Here is a 17,179-nt window from a genome sequence, read left to right on the forward strand (position 1 = left end):
GTTGGGGTGAGATCCGGACACGAACGAAGCTGACGCACCATCAGATCGTCCTCACCGACCCGATTGACCGCTGAGCGGTTATACGTATAACTTTGACGGCGTCCCCGCCCTCGCCTGCCCAGACCGGAGAAGACGCCGATGGGCTACCTCGCCCTGCTCCGCGCCCCCCACGTCAGCCGCCTGCTCCTCGGCACCCTGCTCGGCCGCCTGCCCGCCGGCATGACCGCGCTGGTGATCGCCCTCGCCCTGCGCGAGGCCGGCGCGCCGTACGGGCGGATCGGACTGGCCACCGCCGCCTACGCGATCTCCGCCGCCGTCGGCGGGCCGGTGCTCGGGCGGATCGTGGACCGCACCGGGCAGCCCCGCGTCCTGCTCGCCTCCGCCGTGCTCGCCGGCGGCGGGTACGCGCTGCTCGCCCTCGCCCCCGGCTCCGGGATCGCCGCCCCGCTCGGCGCCGCGATCGCCGGGCTCGCCATGCCCCCGCTCGAACCCTGCCTGCGCTCGCTCTGGCCGGACGTGGTGGAGGAGGAGCAGCTCGACACCGCCTACGCCTTCGACTCCGCCTCCCAGCAGATCCTCTACGTGGCCGGCCCGCTGGCCGTCGCCGGGATCGCCGGCCTGTTCAGCCCGGTCGCCGCGCTCTGGATGGCCGCCGGACTGGGGCTGGCCGGCGCGCTGATCGTGGCCACCACCGCCCCGGCCCAGGCCTGGCGCGCCCCGGCCCGCGCACACTCCGCCGGGCTGCTCGGCCCGCTGCGCTCCCCCGGCCTGGTGCTGCTGCTGGTCGGACTGGCCGGGGCCGGCTGGGCCGTCGGCGCGCAGAACGTGCTGTTCATCGCCTACGCCGAGCACCACGCCGACGCCCTGCCCGGCGGCGCGGGCACCCTGCTGGCGCTGGCGGCGCTCGGCGGCCTGCTCGGCGCGCTCGCCTACGGCGCGGTGAAGTGGCGCAGCAGCACGGCCACCCGCACCTGGGTCATGGCGCTCGCGATGGCCGCGTCCTACCTGCCGCTGGTGCTGCTGCCCGGGCCGTACCCGATGGCCGCACTGGCCTTCCTCTCCGGGATCGGGCTGGCGCCGCTGCTGGCGGCGGCGTTCGTGCTGGTCGCCGAGCTGGCGCCGACCGGAACGGTGACCGAGGCGTTCGCCTGGCTGGTGACGCTGTTCGCGACGGGCAACTCGCTCGGCTACGCGGTGTCCGGCAACCTGGCCGAGGACTCGCTGCGGCCGGTGGCGCTGTGCGCGGCGGGCGGGATCGCGCTCGGCGCCCTGCTGCTGTTCGGCGCCCGCCGCTGGTTCCACCCGGCGCCGTCGGTGCAGCCGGTGCAGCCGGTGCAGCCGGTGCCGGTGGGCTGAGGCCCCCCACAGACGACCGCGCCCACCGGGGTCTGGCCGGCGGGCGCGGTCTTTCGTTCTCCCCTACTACTACCTACTGCTTCTCCTACTACCTACTGCTTCGCGCCACCTACTGCCTCGCGCCCCGCCCCGGCCCGCCGACCGCCGACGCGGTGGAGGAGCGCAGCACCAGCGAGGTGGCCAGCGGCGGGACGGGCGCCGCCCGCTCGCCGCGCAGCAGGCCCGCCAGCGCCGCCGCGCCGACCCGGCCCAGCTCCTCGCCGGGCAGGTCGACGGTGGTCAGCGGCGGGGCCAGCAGCGCGGCCACCGCGACGTTGTCCATGCCGACCACCGACAGGTCGGCCGGCACCCTCAGCCCCAGCTCGGCGGCGGCCTGGTACACCCCGGAGGCGACCACGTCGTCGTCGCAGATCACCGCGCGCGGGCGGTCCGGGCGCTCCAGCAGGCGGTGCGCCACGCTCCGCGCGGCCGGCTGGCCCTCGTTCAGGCTCACACCCAACTCCACGACTTCCAGGTCGAGTTCGGCGGCGACCTGCTCGAACGCGGCCTGCCGCACCCGGAACGTGTACGCGGAGTGGGTGGAGCGCAGCCGCCCGATCCGGCGGTGGCCGAGCCCGGCCAGGTGCTCGACGGCGGCGCGCATCCCGCCCGCCACGTCGAGTTCGACGGTCGGCCGGGCCCGGTCGGTGCCCGGGTCGGCGTCGAGGAAGACGGCGGGGGTGTCGGCGGGCAGCTCGCCGAGCTGGCTGTCGTCCGGGGAGCAGATCAGCAGGCCGTCGAAACGACTGGTGGTGGCGGCCTCGGCGAGGGTGGCGCTCCCCCAGCCGGAACTGACCACGACCGCCAGGCCGTGCCGGCCGGCCTCCTCGTGGACGCCCTCCAGCACCCGGCCGAAGAACGGGCCGAGGATGTTCGGCACCGCCAGCAGGATCATCCCGCTACGGCCGAGCCGCAGCTGCCGGCCGGCCGCCTGCGGGCGGTAGCCGAGGCTGCGGGCGGCCTCCCGGACCCGCTCCCGGGTGGCGTCGGAGACCCTGCGGCCGGCCTCGGCGCCGGAGAAGACCAGTGAGACGGTGGCTTGGGAGACCCCGGCGAGCCTGGCCACGTCCCGGCCGGTGGGCCGGCGCACCGGGGCCGGCCAGGTCCCGGCCTCCGCCTCGACGGGCGCCGCCTCGACGGACGACCCGCGCAACGCGGACGGCCCGGACGGCGGGTCGGCCGGTCCGGGCTCGGAAGCCGCAGAAGCGGAAGCGGGGTCGGGGTCGGAAGCGGAGGCGTCCGAGGCGGCGGAGTCGGGCACGGCGGCTGCGGTCGCGGGTCCGGCCGGGGTCAGCTCTGCCGGACGGCGGCCGTCCGGGCCGCCTCGTCGACGGCGTCCTCCTCGGCGTTCTGCGCGGCGATCCGCTCGGCGGTGCGGCTGCGCAGGCCGGAGACCTTGGTGGTGATCTGGGCGGACATGTCGTCGCGCTGACGGCTCAGCAGCACGTAGCTGAGCGGCGCGGACGCGATCGCGGCCAGCAGGAACAGGAAGATCACGCCGGCCTGGCCGCTGACCGGGATGATCTTGAAGTGCCCGAGCAGCAGGGCGACCAGCAGGCAGCCGAGGAAGATGCTGACCCGCAGGGAGGTGTAGCGGAGCGTGGCGTGCGACTTCTCCTGGCCGGTGCTGCTCACGGGACACATCCTTTTCACTGGTCTGGCTTTTCACTGGTCTGGGCGGGGGCCGGTCTCCCAGTGAAGCATGCCTGACGGGCGGCGAGGGGAAGGGGGCGCCCGTCCCCCGCCCGCCGCCGCCCGACCGGACCCGCCGCTCAGCGCAGGTCGAGCCAGAGGGTGATGTCGTCGCGGTCGTCCCCGGGGGCGACCCGGATCGCGGCCGGCACCCGGCCGACCTCCCGGTAGCCGCAGCGGGTGTAGAAGCGCTCCAGGCCCTGGCCGCCGCGCGCGGTCAGCCGCAGGCTCTCCAGGCCCCACTCCCGGGCTATCCGCTCGGCCTCGGCGAGCAGCCGGGCACCGTAGCCGCGGCCCTGGCAGTCGGGGTGCACCATGACCCGCTTGAGCATCCGCCAGTGCTCCATCAGGTCGAAGCGCATCGACTCGAAGAAGAGGACACCGACCAGCCGGCCGGTGTCACTCTCGTGGGCGACCAGCAGCCGGTCCGGGCCGTCCGGCTCGACCCCGGCGAACTGGTGGTCGGCGGTGTCCCAGACCTCGTCCTCCGTCACCGGCGCCACGAAGCCGACCGCGCCGCCGGCGTTGGTGACGTCGGCCCACAGTCGGACGACGGCGGTGCGCAGGTCCGGGTCGAGCTTCGGGTCCAGGGTGAAGGTGAGCGCCATGGTCGCGGAGCCTAGCCCTCCGGTCCGACAGGCCCCCGGCCCGCCCTACGAGAGGGCCGGGACGGGGCGGTCCGGCCGGCTGGTGCGCAGCGCCAGGCAGAGCCCGACGGCGACCACGCACAGGGCGCCGGCGCCGTACCAGGTGAGGTCGTAGTTCCCGAGCGCGTCGCGGGCCAGGCCCGCCAGCCCGGCGACGACGGCCGCGCCGATCTGGTGGCTGGCCAGCACCCAGCCGAAGACGATCGGGGCGTCCCCGCCGAAGTGCCGGCGGCACAGCGCGACGGTCGGCGGCACGGTGGCCACCCAGTCCAGGCCGTAGAAGATGACGAAGGCCAGGATCGGCGGTTGCAGCGAGCCGGCGAGCAGCTGCGGCAGCAGGAGCAGCGAGATCCCGCGCAGCCCGTAGTAGGTGACCAGCAGGATCCGGGAGTCGACCCGGTCGGTGAGCCAGCCGCTGAAGATGGTGCCGACCACGTCGAAGACGCCGATCATGGCGAGCAGGCCGGCCGCGGTGGTCACCGGCATGCCGTGGTCGTGGGCGGCCGGGATGAAGTGGGTGCCGACCAGGCCGGCGGTGGTGGCGCCGCAGATCGCGAAGGAGCCGGACAGCAGCCAGAACGCCCGGCTCCGGGCGGCGTCCCGCAGCACCCGCAGCGAGCGGGTCAGGGCGCGGCCGTCGGCGGCGGGCGCCGGCGGCTCCTCGGTCGCCCCGTACGGGAGCAGGCCGAGGTCGGCGGGCCGCTCGCGCATCAGCAGCAGGACGGGGACGGCGACCGCGCTGGCCGCGAGCGAGACCACGATCACCGCCGAGCGCCAGCCGTGGTGCTCGACCAGCCAGGCGCCGACCGGCAGGAACACCAGGTTTCCCGCTGCCCCGGCGGCGGTCAGCACGCCGGTGACCAGGCCCTGGCGGGCCTGGAACCAGCGGCCGGTGATGGTGGTGGCGAAGGCGCCGGCCATCGAGCCGCTGCCCAGGCCCACCAGCACGCCCCAGCAGAGCACCAGTTGCCAGGGCTCGCGCATCAGCATGGTGAGCCCGGAGCCGACCGAGATGGTCAGCAGCGCGCAGACCACCACCAGGCGCACGCCGAAACGGTCCATCAGGGCGGCGGCGAAGGGGGCGGTGAGGCCGTAGAGGGTCAGGTTGACGGAGGTGGCGCTGGATATCGTCCCGAGCGACCAGCCGAACTCGTTGTGCAGGGCGTCCATCATCAGGCTGGGCGTGGACCGGAAGCCGGCCGAGCCGAGCAGGACCAGCAGCGAGACACCGGCCACCACCCAGGCGTAGTGCACCCGGAAGCGGGTCGGACGGGCGGGGCGGACGGGTCCTTCGGGGGCGGGCGCGGGGGCGGGGGCGGGGGCGTTGCGTTCGGTCACGCGGACGAGTGTCCCGAAGCGGCGCGGCCGCGACGAGTGGCCTGAATGACAGCTTTCGCAAGAATCGGGCCACGGTCCCGGCATACCCTGGCCCGAACCGGCCGGACTGGCCCGAACCGAACCGAACCAACCGACCCGACCGACCGACCCGACCGACCCAACCGGTCCGGGCGGCCGCACCACCGAAGGGGAACGGCATGGCCCACCTGGTCGCGGTACTCGCCCTCGACGGCGTGATCGCCTTCGAACTCGGCATCCCCGCCCGCATCTTCGGCGGCGCCAAGGACCCGGCCGGGCGGCCGCTCTACGAGGTCGCCACCTGCACGCTGGACGGCCGGCCGATCGCCACCAGCGCGGACTTCCGGATCAGCGTCGACCACGGGCCCGAACTGCTGGAGCGGGCCGACACGGTGGTGATCCCGGCCTCCGCCGACGCGAGCACGGCCACCGTCGACGCCGCCTTCACCCCCGAACTGGCCGCCGCGCTGGGCCGGATCCGGCCCGGCACCCGGCTGATGTCGATCTGCACCGGGTCCTTCCTGCTGGCCGCCGCCGGGCTGCTGGACGGCCGCCCGGCCACCACCCACTGGCGCTACACCCGGCGCTTCGCCGAGCTGTACCCGAAGGTGCGGCTGGACCCGGACGTGCTCTACACCGACGACGGCGACGTCCTCACCTCCGGCGGGGTGGCCGCCGGGGTGGACCTGTGCCTGCACGTGGTCCGCCGCGACCACGGCAGCGCGGTGGCCAACGCGGTGGCCCGCAACTGCCTGGTGCCGCCGTGGCGCGAGGGTGGCCAGAAGCAGTACGTCGAGGCCCCGAGCCCGGTGGACTCCACCGGCCAGGGCACCGCCGCCGTCCGCGCCTGGGCGCTGGAACACCTGGACCAGCCGCTGGCGCTGAGCCGGCTCGCCGACCGGGCGGGCATGAGCCTGCGGACCTTCACCCGGCGCTTCCGCGAGGAGACCGGCGCCAGCCCCGGGCAGTGGCTCACCGTGCAGCGCACCGAGCGGGCCCGGCAGCTGCTGGAGCGCACGGACCTGACGATCGACCAGGTCGCCCGGGAGTCCGGTTTCGGCACCGCCGCCTCGCTCCGGCTGCAATTGCGCGGCCGGCTGGACGTCGCCCCGAGCGCCTACCGGCGAACCTTCCGCGCCGTCCCCGGGTGACCCCGGGCGGCTTCAGGTGCCCTGGACGGCTCTCGGCCGAGTGGCCGGAAAGCGCCGCCGGACAACGGCGGATCGGACGGTGGCCGGCCGCGTGCACCCCGAGCACGGCGCGGCCGGCCACCATCCAATCGCGACGCGCGGGCCCTGAACCCGCGCCGCACCCTCCGCACTCGCCAAGGAGCGCCCGCGACCGGCGGTCCACGGCCCCCCTGCTGGCGTGGTCCCCCTGGACAACAGCACCGCGGCGGCGTTCGGGCGTCCCCTCGGCGTCCCCTCACTGACGGAGAGCCGCACCCAAGCGTGATCAGTCGGATACGTCACGTCAATGGGTAGTCCGAAATTCGGAATGGTTGCGTCAACTTTCGGCCGGTGATCTCCACCAGTGATCTCCGCCGACGATCACCGGCGGGAACGGCAGCGAACCGAGCAGGTCCCGGGCTGCCGCTGCCGCTGCCACTACTGCGCCAACGCCGCCCAGTCCACGCCCGCCAGCGGGTCCGCCGGCCGGGCGTCCGCGCCGATCTCGCACCACACCCGCTTGCCCGAGCCGTCCGGGAACCAGCCCCAGCGCTCGCAGAGCAGCTCGACCAGCTCCAGGCCGCGCCCGTTGGTGGCGTTCTCGTCCGCCCCGGCGTGCCGTGGGGCGGGGGCCGTCCGGCTGGCGTCGGCGACCTCCACCCGCAGCGGACCGGCCGGCTCACCGCCCGCTTGGTCCTCCTCCACCGGCAGGCAGAGCCGCAGCACCGCCGGACACCCGGTGTGCACCACGGCGTTGGTCACCAACTCGGAGACCACCAGCACCACCGTCTCGGCGACCGGCGCGTCCGGGTCCACCCCATGGTTCAGCAGCCGCGAGCGCACCCACCGACGGGCCCGGCCGACCTCGGCCGGGTCCGCCTGCACCGCCAGCTGTACCTGAAGAACCTGCACCGCTCCACCACCCGCACTCGCAGTTCGGCCATCGTCCCGATCGGGCCGGATCGTCCAGCCGGCGAACCCTCGCACATCGCCCGGTGCCACCCGGGCCCTCGGCCGGGCTCCCGCCCGGCGCTCACCCGAGCTGTCCCGTCCGGGCCAACTCGTCCGGGCCAACTCGTCCGTCGCGCACTGGCCGCGACTCGATTACGCCTCAGGATGAGTGGGCGGACGGACCTCGGCAAGCGCTTCGGGCATATTCCAGCGATCGGGGGACAGCGCAGTGCATACTGTCCCGTTCACTCTCGCGAGCCTCGTACCGGCACTCGTCCGGCCCGGGCCGACCCGCCGGTCCCGCAGTGGCGAACCTACCTCCGGACGCCCCGCGCACCCGGCCCGCCACTCGCGAACCACCCGTGCGACATATGTCCAACGGCCTTCGAACAGCGGCCTCCACGGACCGCCCCGCGCACGGGCCACCGGTACGAGCGACGACCGGGCGCCGGGCCGGGTGACGATCCGGATGACGGCCCGGGTGACGATCCGCAGGCCCGGGTTCCGTTCTTCGGGGAATGCTCCCGCCGCCGACCGGCCGCAAGATACCGTTGGGTACGCCAGCGAAACCCGGGCAGGAGGGTGGTTCCCGATGGCCACCCCCGACCGCGCGCCGCGCTGGGACGAGCAGCTCCAACGCCGCCTCGCCCGCGGCGAGGAGACCGCGCTCGGCGAGATCTACGACCAGCTCGCGCCGATGGTGCACGGACTGGCCGGGCGGATACTCGCCGACCAGGCCGCCGCCGCCCAGCTCACCCGGGAGATATTCGCCCACGTCTGGGAGCACCCCGAGGACTTCGACCCCGTCCAGGGCTCGCTGCGCTCCTGGCTCGGCGCGCTCACCCACCGCCGCGCGGTCGACCGGCTGCGGGCGCGGCGGGCCGCCGAGCGGGTACCGGGCGGCCCGGGCAGCGGACTTGACGGCCCAGGCGGCGGCGAGGGCGCGGCCGAGGCGGAGATCCGCGCCGTGGCCACCGCCGCGCGCATGCAGTACGTGGTGGACTCCCTGCCCCAATCCCTGCGTGAGACCATCGCGGTGACGTACTACGACGGCCGCACCTACCAGGAGACGGCCCGGCTGCTCGGCATCAGCGAGCAGGCCGCCAAGCAGCGGATGCGGCTCGGCCTGGAACTGCTGGCCACCGAACTGGCCGAGGAGCGCGCCCGCCACGACGAGCGGCACGGCCGCGAGGACGGCCGGGCCGACGACCGGGACCACCGGGACGACGCGGGCGACAGGGACGACGGGGACAGGGGCGCATGAGCGAGCGGAGCGAGCCCACCACCGAGGAGCGCCACGACGCCCTGCGCTCGCTGCTCGGCGCCTGGGCCCTCGGCGCCTGCCCGAACCGTGACGCCGCCGAGCTGGAGCAGCACCTGCGCACCTGCCCGGAGTGCGCCGAAGAGGCCGCCCGGCTGCGTGAGGCGGCGGGGTGGCTCGCCCTAGACGAGCCGCTCGACCAGCCCAACTCGCTGCGCCAGCAGGTGCTCGACTGGTGCCTGGCCCGCCGACCGGCCGAACTGCCCGTCCCCGCCTGGGGCATGCCGTACACCGCGGAGACGGCCAAGCTCGACGCGCTGCTGCGCGACCTCGGCCCGGAGGAGTGGCAGGAGGTGGCCGACCTGCCGTGGCACGGCGGCACCGGGCGGCTGCGTCCGGCCGAGGTGCTGTGCCATCTCGCCGCCGTGGACGGCTATCTGGCGCTCGCCCTCGGCCTGCCCGACCCGGTGCCGGCCGGCCCGGGCGCCACGCCGGCCCCGGCCGCCCGGCGGGTGCCGCCGCAGGAGCCGGCCGCGCGGCCGCCAGCGCCCCTGCTCCTGCCCCGGGTCCCGCTGCAGGGCGGGCCGTACGCCGGGATCGCCGAGCGCACCGCCCGGCTGGTCGCCGACCGGGCCGGCCTCCCGCCGCAGTCGGTGCGGGAGCGGTGGCGGCGGCAGACCCACGACCTGGTGCGCACCGCCGCGCTCGCCCCGCGGGGCAACACCCCCGTCGACTACGGCTTCGCCGTGCTGCCGCTGCGCGACGCCTTCGTGGACCGCGCCTTCGAGTGCTACGTGCACGGCGAGGACGTGGCCCGCGCGGTCGCCTACCCGTACGACCCGCCGGCGCCCCAGCACCTGCGGCAGATGGTGGACCTGGCGGTCCGGATGGTCCCGCGGGCACTGGCCGATCTGCGTGCCGCCCGCGCCACCCGTCCCGAGCCCGCCGGGGCGCCGGACCTCCCGCCCGTGGCGGGCCAGGGCCACGGCCGGGGCCGGCGGCTGCGGCTGGTGATCGACGGTCCGGCGGCCGGCGAGTGGCTGATACCGCTGGACGGGCCGGAGTCGGGGCCGTCCGGCGGCGAGCCGGTGGCCTCGATGGTGCTGGACGGCCTGGAGCTCTGCCAGTTGGCCGCCGCGCACCGCGATCCGGACCGGCTGCCCGTCGGCGAGCACGGCGACCGGGCCGCGATCCGCGAGGTGCTGCACGCCCTGCCACTGCTGTCGCGGCCGTAAACGGCCACAGCCGCGCCGACCGTCCCAACTGCGCGCCCCGACCTCGCTACGCGAAGACCACCGTGCGGGTGCCGTTCAGCAGCACCCGGTGCTCGCTGTGCCACTTCACCGCGCGGGCCAGCGCCTGGCACTCGACGTCCCGGCCGAGCGCGACCAGCTGGTCCGGGGTGACGTCGTGGGTCACCCGGGCCACCTCCTGCTCGATGATCGGGCCCTCGTCGAGGTCGGCGGTGACGTAGTGCGCGGTGGCGCCGATCAGCTTCACGCCCCGGGCGTGCGCCTGGTGGTAGGGCTTGGCGCCCTTGAAGCTCGGCAGGAAGGAGTGGTGGATGTTGATCACCCGGCCGGACAGCGCGGTGCACAGCTGGTCCGAGAGCACCTGCATGTAGCGGGCCAGCACGACCAGTTCGACGTCCTCCTTGGCGACCAGGTCCAGCAGCTGCTGCTCGGCGTCGGCCTTGGTGTCCCGGGTGACCGGGATGTGGTGGAACGGGACGCCGTAGCTCTCGGTCAGGTCGCGCAGGTCGGTGTGGTTGGACACCACCGCGGCGATCTCCACCGGCAGGGCGCCGATCCGGGTGCGGTAGAGCAGGTCGTTCAGGCAGTGTCCGAACTTGCTGACCATGAGGACGATCCGCATCCGCTGCTCGGTCGGGTGGATCTGCCAGTCCATCCCGAACGAGGCCCCGATCGCCGCGAAGCTGGCCCGCAGCTTGTCGGCGGTGACCGGCTCGGCGGCAGAGAAGTGCACCCGCATGAAGAACAGCCCGCTGTCCCCGTCGCCGAACTGCTGGCTGTCGATGATGTTGCAGCCGGTCATGAAGAGGTAGCTGGAGACGGCGTGGACGATGCCCTGCTTGTCGGGGCAGGACAGCGTGAGGACGTACTGGGCGCTGGCCGGCTGCTGGTCCACTGGGGGTATCCCGTCCTGAGGTCGTGGCGTTCGTGGGTGGTCCAGCGTGTCACATCCTGGACAGTCGCCGCCCCGCTGCCCGTACTGCGGGACGGCACTGCTCAGCGGCCCGACCGAAAGCCCGACCAGGCACCCGGTTAGGCCGCCGACCAGGCGCCCGGCCGGCGGCCCCGCCGTGGACCCGAACTCAGACCCAGGCTCAGACCCGGGTGAGGATGCGCAGCACGTCCAGCGACTTGGGCGCCGCGTCCGGGTCGTCCCCGTCGTTCACCGCCAGCGCGACGTGCGCCTCGCGCGCGGCCCGGACCGCCTCCGGCCAGCCGGGGTGGCCGAAGTAGGCGGAGGCGTGGGCGTCCGCGCCGACCTCGTGCAGCAGCTGGACCACGCGCAGCACCGCGACGTCGACCAGGGCGGCCTCGGCGGAGTCGCGGAAGATCGTGCCCACGTACTTCTCGGCCGACCAGTGGTCCAGCCAGGTGTCCTCGACCAGTCGGTAGACGGCGTCGGTCACGTCGCCGTACCCCTCCCGGCCGTTCAGCCAGGTCTCCTGCTGGAAACCGGGGTCGGACAACATGTGCAGCGCCGAGCGCAGTCGGGCTCGCCAGCGCCACCAGGGCAGGTCGTTGAGCGGCATGCCGTTCATCGTGCTGGAGCGGTGGCCCGGACGAGAAGTGTTTCGGGCAGACCGATGCGAAGAATCTGTGCTGGCGGACATGGAGAACGATCGTACGTTCCCTGTCCGTTCGTACTCCACTCCCGATCTACACGCGTGCCCCGCCGGATTTCAGCTCCCGTTATCCGACCGTTCGCACTTCGGCCCTCTCGGCGTGTGGCGCCGGGGCTTGGCTTGCTCCGGTGCGCCGGATGGCGCCCCAGAGAGGGAAGACCGATGACCAGCCGAAGGGACCCGTTCCAACCCCGGCACCAGTTCGCGCGGCGCCGCCGCCGCCCGATCGCCGCGGCCGCCACCGCCGCGGCCCTGCTCCCCACCCTCTTCTCGGCCTCCGCGTGCGGCGGACCGGCCGATGCCTCCACCAACGGCGGCGACCTCACCGTGATGACCTGGTCCCCGTCCGGCACCGGCTCCGCCGACCGGCCCGGCATGACCGCGCTCGCCGAGGCGATCGGCCGGGACGTCAACCTCAAGGGCGGGCTGAACGGCCGCCGGCTGCAGGTGCTCACCTGCAACGAGCACAACACCTCCGAAGGCGCCAAGGCCTGCGCCCAGCGGGCGGTGGACGCCAAGGCGGTCGCCGTGATCGGCTCCTACAGCCAGTACGGCTTCGACTTCATGCCCGTCCTGGAGCGCGCCGGCATCCCCCTGATCGGCGGCTACGGGCTCTCCCAGCCCGAGTTCAGCAGCCCGCTCTCGTACCCGGTGGACGGCGGCATGCCCGCGCTGATCGGCGGCAGCGGCCGTCAGCTGGTCGAGGCCGGCTGCAAGGCCGTCGCGCTGGTCCGCCCGGACACCCCGTCCGGCGACAACCTGCTCGGCTACCTGGCCAACGCGCTCAAGCCGGCCGGCATCAAGCTGCTCGACGTCAAGGCGCCCGAGCAGTCCACCGACTACACGGCGGTGGCCCGCAAGGCGATCGGCAAGGACGAACCGGCGAACTGCGTCACCAGCGCCCTCGCCGCCGAGCCGACCGGCAACCTGCTGGACTCCTACCGCCGGCTGAACCCGAGGAACACCCGGTTCGCCTCGGTGATCGGCAGCGTGCAGCAGTCGGTGGTCGACTCCACCGGCGGCGACTCCGGCCCGCTGGCCGGCACCTACGTCACCAGCTGGTACCCGCCGGAGTCGGCGAAGGTCTGGGACGGGCTGCGCGCGGTGGTGCGCGCCGACGCCACCGGCGGCCACACCATCGACGTCTCCGATCCCGGCGTGCAGACCACCTGGGTCGCGTACGAGGTGTTCCGGCTGGTCGCCGAGAAGGTCGCGGCGTCCGGCCGGCAGGTCACCGAGAAGACCGTCACCGGGCTGCTGGACAGCGGCGAGGGCATCGACGTCGGGCTCACCCCGCCGCTGAACTGGGGCACCCCCAACATGCTGCCCAGCACCGAGTCACCGCGGCTGGTGAACACCTGGGTCACCTACCAGGTGGTCAAGGGCGGCCGGATGACCCTGCAGCAGCCGGGCTTCGTGGACATCCGCTGGGTGCTCACCGGGGGCCGCCCACCGGCGTGACGCCCGGACGACGCAGAACGGACGACGAAGGACCAATGACGAAGGACGGACGACGAAGGGGCGGGCCGACGGGCCCGTTCCCCCGTCCGTTCGTCCGTCCTACAGGTCGCCGTCGCTGCGGCTGGGCAGGCCGGTCTGGGTGGCGATCGCGTTCCACAGGGTCGAGGCCTGCTTCTTCGCGGTGGTCGCCGCGCCGCTGGCCTGGACGGCGTTCTTGTAGTGCTGGTTGTCCAGCTTCTTGGGGTCGCAGGCGCCCTGCGAGTCCCCGGCCCAGGCCGCGTACTCGTCGTCGGCCTGCGCGGAGGCGGTCCACGCCGCGTTGAGCTGCTCGACCAGCTGCTGGCCGCCGGGCAGCTTGTCCGCCTTCAGCTGGCCGAGCTTGGTCTGGAGTTCGCGCCGCTTGCCGGCCGCGCCGGTGAGCGCTTGCTGCGACTCGGGCAGCTTGTCGCACTTCTGCACCGAGGCGACCGCGCCGACCACCGCCGAGCGGCTGTCGCTCGCGGTGCCGAGCAGGTCCGACAGCGGCTGCGCCTGGGCCTTGACCGCCGGGTCGACGGTGGTGCCCGAGCTGCTCGCACTCGCCGTGCCGGGGGTGGTGCTGCCGGTGGCGGCCACCGGGAGGGCCTTCTTGGCGTCGGCGGCGGGGGTGGTTTCGTCCCCGTTCACCAGGACGGCGACCAGGATGCCGGCCGCCGCGAAACCGGCCACCACCCCGCCGATGATCAGTTTGTTGGACGGGCGGCCGCCACGGGCGGACGGGGCCTGCGCGCCCGCCTGGGTGGCATCGAAGCCCTGCCCGTGGTCCTGTCCGTAGCCCTGCCCCTGCCCGTGGTCCTGGGCGTAGCCCTGGCCGTAGTTCTGCCCGTAGTCCTGACCGGGGTAGGCCGGCGCCGGCTGCGGCTGCCCGGCCTGCGCGTAGCCCTGGTAGCCGCCCGGGCCGGGCTGCTGCGGGTAGCCGGCCTGGGACTGGCCCGTGGGGTAGCCGCCCGCGTGCGGGTCCGCGCCCGGGTAGGGCGGGAGGTGCTGCGTCTCCGGCGCCGGCTCGTGCTGCGGGACGCCGTAACCGGGCTGGGGAGCACCGGCCCACGGGGCGGGCTGGGCCGGCATGGCCTGGGTCGGCCGCGCGTGCCCGCCCTCGCCGAGGTACTCCGGCTGCCCGGACGGCTGCCCCACCGGCGGCACGCCTGTCTGCCCCTGCGGGTGGCCCTGGGGATGACCCTGCGGCTGGCCCGGCACGCCGCCCTGGGTCTGGCCGGGCTCGGGGCGGAACAGGTCGTCCAGGTTGAAGTCACCCGAGTTGGGGTACGAGCGGCGCTGGCTCAACGCGATTCCTCACCTGTGCACGACCGCGCGCTGACGGCGGACCACATCTCGTCGGTTCTTGGGGGCATCACAGTTCCTTGGACGTCGCGCCCACGCTACCGGTTCGCCGAACCGGGTGGCCACGCGGGCGGGACATCCCTCACGCTCCCCTCACCCCGCCCCGCCGGGGCCCGGGGCCTTGGGCGGGCCCTGGTGCCCCGGGCGCGACACTAGGCGGCCTCCGCATCCGCCCTGGCGTGGAACTCGCGGACCACCCGCTGCTCCCGGTACGGCTCCAGCCGGCGCCGGAACTCGTCCAGGTACTCCACGCCCCGGTTGGACCGCAGCCCGCTCAGCAGCCGGACCGCCTGCGCGCCCGTCTCACAGGCGCGTTCGAGGTCCCGCTGCTGCAACTGGGCGGTGGCGAGCAGGACGAGGTCCACCGCGCGGCGGCGGACCCGGGTCGGCGGGTGCAGGTCGAGCGCCCGGCGGGCGTAGTGCTCGGCCTGGCCGGCCTGCTCCAAGTCCCGGTGACAGTGGGCCAGTTCGTCCGACAGATAGGCGTCGTCGAAGTGGGCGATCCAGTCCGGGTCGTCCTCCGGGCGGCGCTTCTCCATCATCTCCAGCGCCTTGGCCGACACCGCCTCGCAGGAGCGGGCGTCCCCCAGCAGGGCGTGGCCGCGGGCCTCGGCGGCGTAGAACATCGCCATCGCCGTCGGGGTGGCGACCGTCCGGGCGCCCTCCTGCGCGGCGCGGGCGAGCTGGGCGATCTCCCGCGGGTTGCCGAGCGTCGCCGCCAGGTGGCTCATCGACGCCGCCAGCACGTAGCCGCCGTAGCCGCGGTCGTCGGCCGCCTGGGCGAGCCGGAGCGCCTGGATGTAGTAGCGCTGGGCCAGGCCGGGCTGGCCGGTGTCCACCGCCATGTATCCGGCCAGTTCGGTCAACCGGGCCACTGCGGCGAAGAGTTGGCGCCCGGTCTCGTCCCGGTACGCCCCGCCGAGCAGGCTGGAGACCACCGAGTTGAGGTAGTGCACGACCACCGGGCGCACGTGACCGCTGCCGAAGCGGTGGTCCAGGTCGACCAGCATCGCGGTGGTGGCCTTGATCGCGGCCACGTCGGTCGGGCCGACCCGGGGGCCGCCGGTGCGGGCCACCACCGGGTCGGGCGGGGTGATCAGCCAGTCCCGGCTGGGTTCCACCAGCGCGGAGGCGGCGACCGTGGCCCCGGTCAGGAAGTCCCGCCGGCCGACGTCGCTGCGCCAGAGCTCGCAGACCTGCTCCAGGGCGGCGTTCAGGGTCGGCGCGAACTGGAGCCCGATGCCGGAGCTGAGGTTCTTGCCGTCGGCCATGCCGATCTCCTCGACCGACACGCTGCGGCCGAGCTTGCGGCCGAGGGCCTCGGCGATCACGGCCGGCGCCTGCCCGCGCGGCTGCTGCCCGCGCAGCCAGCGGGCGACGGAGGTCTTGTCGTACCGCAGGTCCAGACCGTGCTCGGCGCCGCAGAGGTTGACCCTCCGGGCCAGGCCGGCGTTGGAGCAGCTGGCCTCCTGGATCAGTTGCTGCAGACGCTCGTTGGGCTGTCGTGCGACGAGTGGTCTTGCGGCCATTGGGTTTCGCCTCCCCACACCCTCCGGTCCCGGCCGGCGGGCGACGATTCTGCTGATCTGTTGCCGACTGTCCGACCGTCCAAGGAATCTGACACCAGGTTAGCGATCAGCAACGCCAGCGGGATACCCACGGTGACGATCCGCACCCCCCACGCGCCCTGGGAAATGCTCCTGTGCGCCCCCACTGCGCCTGCCCCCGCCCGCCTCAACTCGGTCGAGTAACCGGTTCGAGTGACATTGCCGGTATGCGCCCAACCGGCTTGCGCCGGGCCGTAACCAGCCTCACACACGGTAGTTGAGCTTCGCGTGGAAGACATCCCCGACTCCCCCGACCAGGGCAAGAACGCCGCACTGCCCCCGCTGCTCATCGAAGCCGTCGGCTACGCCGAGAACCGCCACTGGGAGGTCGCTCCCGGCGCCTGGCTGATCGACGGCGACGGGCCCGCCCGCTGCTCCTGCGGCGACCGGCGCTGCCTGCTGCCGGGGGCCCACCCGCTCGACGCGGACTGGGCCCGCAAGGCGAGCGCCGGGCCGGGGGCGGTACGGCGCTGGTGGACCGAGCGGCCGCAGGCCTCGATCCTGCTGCCCACCGGCCGGTCCTTCGACGTCCTGGACGTCCCGGAGACGGCCGGATGCCTGGCGCTGGCGCGGATGGAGCGGATGGACCTCCAGCTGGGCCCGGTCGCGGTGCTGCCCGCCTCGCCCGGCCGGATCGGCCGGCGGCTGCACTTCCTGGTGCTGCCCGGGGTCGCGGCCAAGCTGCCGGAGATGCTCCGCAAGCTCGGCTGGCCGCCCGGCCGGCTGGACCTGGTGGCCCGCGGCGAAGGGGACTGGACGGTCGCCCCGCCGTCCCGGATCGGTGGCACCGGCTACGCCCAGTGGGCCCGCTCCCCCTCGGCGCTCAACCGCTGGCTGCCCGACGCCGCCGAGCTGATCAGCCCGCTCGCCTACGCCTGCGGGCGCGAGGCGCCCGCGGCCGCCCACCCCCAGCCCGCCCAGCCGGCGGCAGCGGTGCGCTGAACGGGCGCAGCAACGGTTCACCACCCCGGTTCACCGCCCCGTGAACGGCCGCCCTCCGCCTATCGGGTGAGGGCGCGCAGCGCGCGACACCCCGCGCACGGCTGACGGGCCTTGTCTCCCACCGGCGACGGGGCCCGTCACACGCATGTGCGGATAAGGCCTCCGTGTACCCGCTGATCATGGACGAAAGCCCCCCGGACGAGTGACAACGCTCAAGGATTGCCATGATCGGCCGAGGGGAGGAATTGCGGTGCGAGGGGACGCCGGAGGGAGCGCTCGGACGGGGAAGCCGGGCGCGGCGGTGGAGGGGCCGGGAGGGGATGGAGGGGACGGGAGGGACGGAGGGGACAGGGAGGGAACGGGGAGGCGAAAGGGCCCGCTGCACGGGGAGCAGCGGGCCCTTCTCGTCGTTCCGGGAGGGGGGGGGGGGCGGGCGGCCCCCC

The 17,179-nt window shown here is 74.4% G+C and carries 15 protein-coding genes; 6 read left to right on the forward strand and 9 right to left on the reverse strand.

Annotated features, from left to right (window positions below):
• The first annotated feature begins 138 nt into the window (after positions 1–138).
• A complete protein-coding gene (locus tag ACFV61_RS18880; protein ID WP_380492770.1) occupies positions 139–1,356 on the forward strand; it encodes an MFS transporter in 1,218 nt (405 codons plus the stop codon).
• Positions 1,357–1,465: 109 nt separating this feature from the next.
• On the opposite strand, the gene ACFV61_RS18885 is transcribed toward ACFV61_RS18880, so the two are convergent.
• The 4 genes from ACFV61_RS18885 to ACFV61_RS18900 all read right to left on the reverse strand — a co-directional run bounded on the left by ACFV61_RS18885 (position 1,466) and on the right by ACFV61_RS18900 (position 5,072).
• Entirely contained in the window at positions 1,466–2,656 is a 1,191-nt protein-coding gene (locus tag ACFV61_RS18885; protein ID WP_380492772.1) for a LacI family DNA-binding transcriptional regulator, read from the reverse strand.
• A gap of 29 nt (positions 2,657–2,685) precedes the next feature.
• A complete protein-coding gene (locus tag ACFV61_RS18890; protein WP_063348160.1) occupies positions 2,686–3,030 on the reverse strand; it encodes a DUF4229 domain-containing protein in 345 nt (114 codons plus the stop codon).
• A gap of 137 nt (positions 3,031–3,167) precedes the next feature.
• Positions 3,168–3,695 carry a GNAT family N-acetyltransferase gene (locus ACFV61_RS18895; RefSeq protein ID WP_063348161.1) on the reverse strand — a complete coding sequence of 176 codons (528 nt, stop codon included), beginning with the start codon at positions 3,693–3,695 and terminating at the stop codon, positions 3,168–3,170.
• A 45-nt stretch (positions 3,696–3,740) separates the two neighbouring features.
• Entirely contained in the window at positions 3,741–5,072 is a 1,332-nt protein-coding gene (locus ACFV61_RS18900) for an MFS transporter (RefSeq protein WP_380423190.1), read from the reverse strand.
• A gap of 197 nt (positions 5,073–5,269) precedes the next feature.
• Here ACFV61_RS18900 and ACFV61_RS18905 point away from each other — a divergent pair, with 197 nt between their 5' ends.
• Complete coding sequence (locus ACFV61_RS18905) at positions 5,270–6,241, forward strand: GlxA family transcriptional regulator (protein WP_063348163.1); 972 nt, start codon at positions 5,270–5,272, stop codon at positions 6,239–6,241.
• 456 nt (positions 6,242–6,697) lie between these two features.
• Here ACFV61_RS18905 and ACFV61_RS18910 read toward each other — a convergent pair whose 3' ends face one another.
• Complete coding sequence (locus tag ACFV61_RS18910; protein ID WP_063348164.1) at positions 6,698–7,171, reverse strand: ATP-binding protein; 474 nt, start codon at positions 7,169–7,171, stop codon at positions 6,698–6,700.
• Positions 7,172–7,802: 631 nt separating this feature from the next.
• Here ACFV61_RS18910 and ACFV61_RS18915 point away from each other — a divergent pair.
• Together ACFV61_RS18915 and ACFV61_RS18920 are read left to right on the forward strand one after the other, a co-directional pair.
• Positions 7,803–8,474, forward strand: a complete 672-nt coding sequence (locus ACFV61_RS18915) for a sigma-70 family RNA polymerase sigma factor (protein WP_380492774.1) — start codon at positions 7,803–7,805, stop codon at positions 8,472–8,474.
• Positions 8,471–9,706, forward strand: coding sequence for a zf-HC2 domain-containing protein (locus tag ACFV61_RS18920; protein ID WP_380492776.1), 1,236 nt, complete (start codon positions 8,471–8,473; stop codon positions 9,704–9,706). Before ACFV61_RS18915 ends, ACFV61_RS18920 begins: the two co-directional genes overlap by 4 nt.
• 46 nt (positions 9,707–9,752) lie before the next feature.
• On the opposite strand, the gene purU is transcribed toward ACFV61_RS18920, so the two are convergent.
• Positions 9,753–10,619: a formyltetrahydrofolate deformylase gene (gene purU / locus ACFV61_RS18925; protein WP_371517487.1), complete on the reverse strand. Its 867-nt coding sequence runs from the start codon at positions 10,617–10,619 to the stop codon at positions 9,753–9,755.
• A 199-nt stretch (positions 10,620–10,818) separates the two neighbouring features.
• Positions 10,819–11,334, reverse strand: a complete 516-nt coding sequence (locus tag ACFV61_RS18930; protein WP_079135686.1) for a hypothetical protein — start codon at positions 11,332–11,334, stop codon at positions 10,819–10,821.
• Positions 11,335–11,508: 174 nt separating this feature from the next.
• Between ACFV61_RS18930 and ACFV61_RS18935 the strand changes: the two genes are divergently transcribed.
• The gene (locus tag ACFV61_RS18935; protein ID WP_063348169.1) at positions 11,509–12,807 is read left to right on the forward strand and encodes an ABC transporter substrate-binding protein; all 1,299 of its coding nucleotides are present in this window, start codon (positions 11,509–11,511) and stop codon (positions 12,805–12,807) included.
• A gap of 99 nt (positions 12,808–12,906) precedes the next feature.
• Here ACFV61_RS18935 and ACFV61_RS18940 read toward each other — a convergent pair whose 3' ends face one another.
• Positions 12,907–14,130, reverse strand: a complete 1,224-nt coding sequence (locus ACFV61_RS18940) for a hypothetical protein (RefSeq protein ID WP_380492778.1) — start codon at positions 14,128–14,130, stop codon at positions 12,907–12,909.
• A 209-nt stretch (positions 14,131–14,339) separates the two neighbouring features.
• Positions 14,340–15,716, reverse strand: coding sequence for a hypothetical protein (locus ACFV61_RS18945; RefSeq protein WP_063348171.1), 1,377 nt, complete (start codon positions 15,714–15,716; stop codon positions 14,340–14,342).
• Positions 15,717–16,031: 315 nt separating this feature from the next.
• Here ACFV61_RS18945 and ACFV61_RS18950 point away from each other — a divergent pair, with 315 nt between their 5' ends.
• Entirely contained in the window at positions 16,032–16,736 is a 705-nt protein-coding gene (locus tag ACFV61_RS18950; RefSeq protein ID WP_244293629.1) for a bifunctional DNA primase/polymerase, read from the forward strand.
• Positions 16,737–17,179 lie beyond the last annotated feature (443 nt).

The organism is Kitasatospora sp. NPDC059817 (genome assembly GCF_042731835.1).
GTDB lineage: Bacteria > Actinomycetota > Actinomycetes > Streptomycetales > Streptomycetaceae > Kitasatospora.

Coding starts and splice junctions, on each gene's coding strand:
- ACFV61_RS18880 (WP_380492770.1), top strand. CDS start 139: ATGGGCTACCTCGCCCTGCTCCGCGCCCCCCACGTCAGCCGCCTGCTC.
- ACFV61_RS18935 (WP_063348169.1), top strand. CDS start 11,509: ATGACCAGCCGAAGGGACCCGTTCCAACCCCGGCACCAGTTCGCGCGG.
- ACFV61_RS18895 (WP_063348161.1), bottom strand. CDS start 3,695: ATGGCGCTCACCTTCACCCTGGACCCGAAGCTCGACCCGGACCTGCGC.
- ACFV61_RS18905 (WP_063348163.1), top strand. CDS start 5,270: ATGGCCCACCTGGTCGCGGTACTCGCCCTCGACGGCGTGATCGCCTTC.
- ACFV61_RS18920 (WP_380492776.1), top strand. CDS start 8,471: ATGAGCGAGCGGAGCGAGCCCACCACCGAGGAGCGCCACGACGCCCTG.
- ACFV61_RS18915 (WP_380492774.1), top strand. CDS start 7,803: ATGGCCACCCCCGACCGCGCGCCGCGCTGGGACGAGCAGCTCCAACGC.
- ACFV61_RS18930 (WP_079135686.1), bottom strand. CDS start 11,334: ATGTCCGCCAGCACAGATTCTTCGCATCGGTCTGCCCGAAACACTTCT.
- ACFV61_RS18945 (WP_063348171.1), bottom strand. CDS start 15,716: ATGGCCGCAAGACCACTCGTCGCACGACAGCCCAACGAGCGTCTGCAG.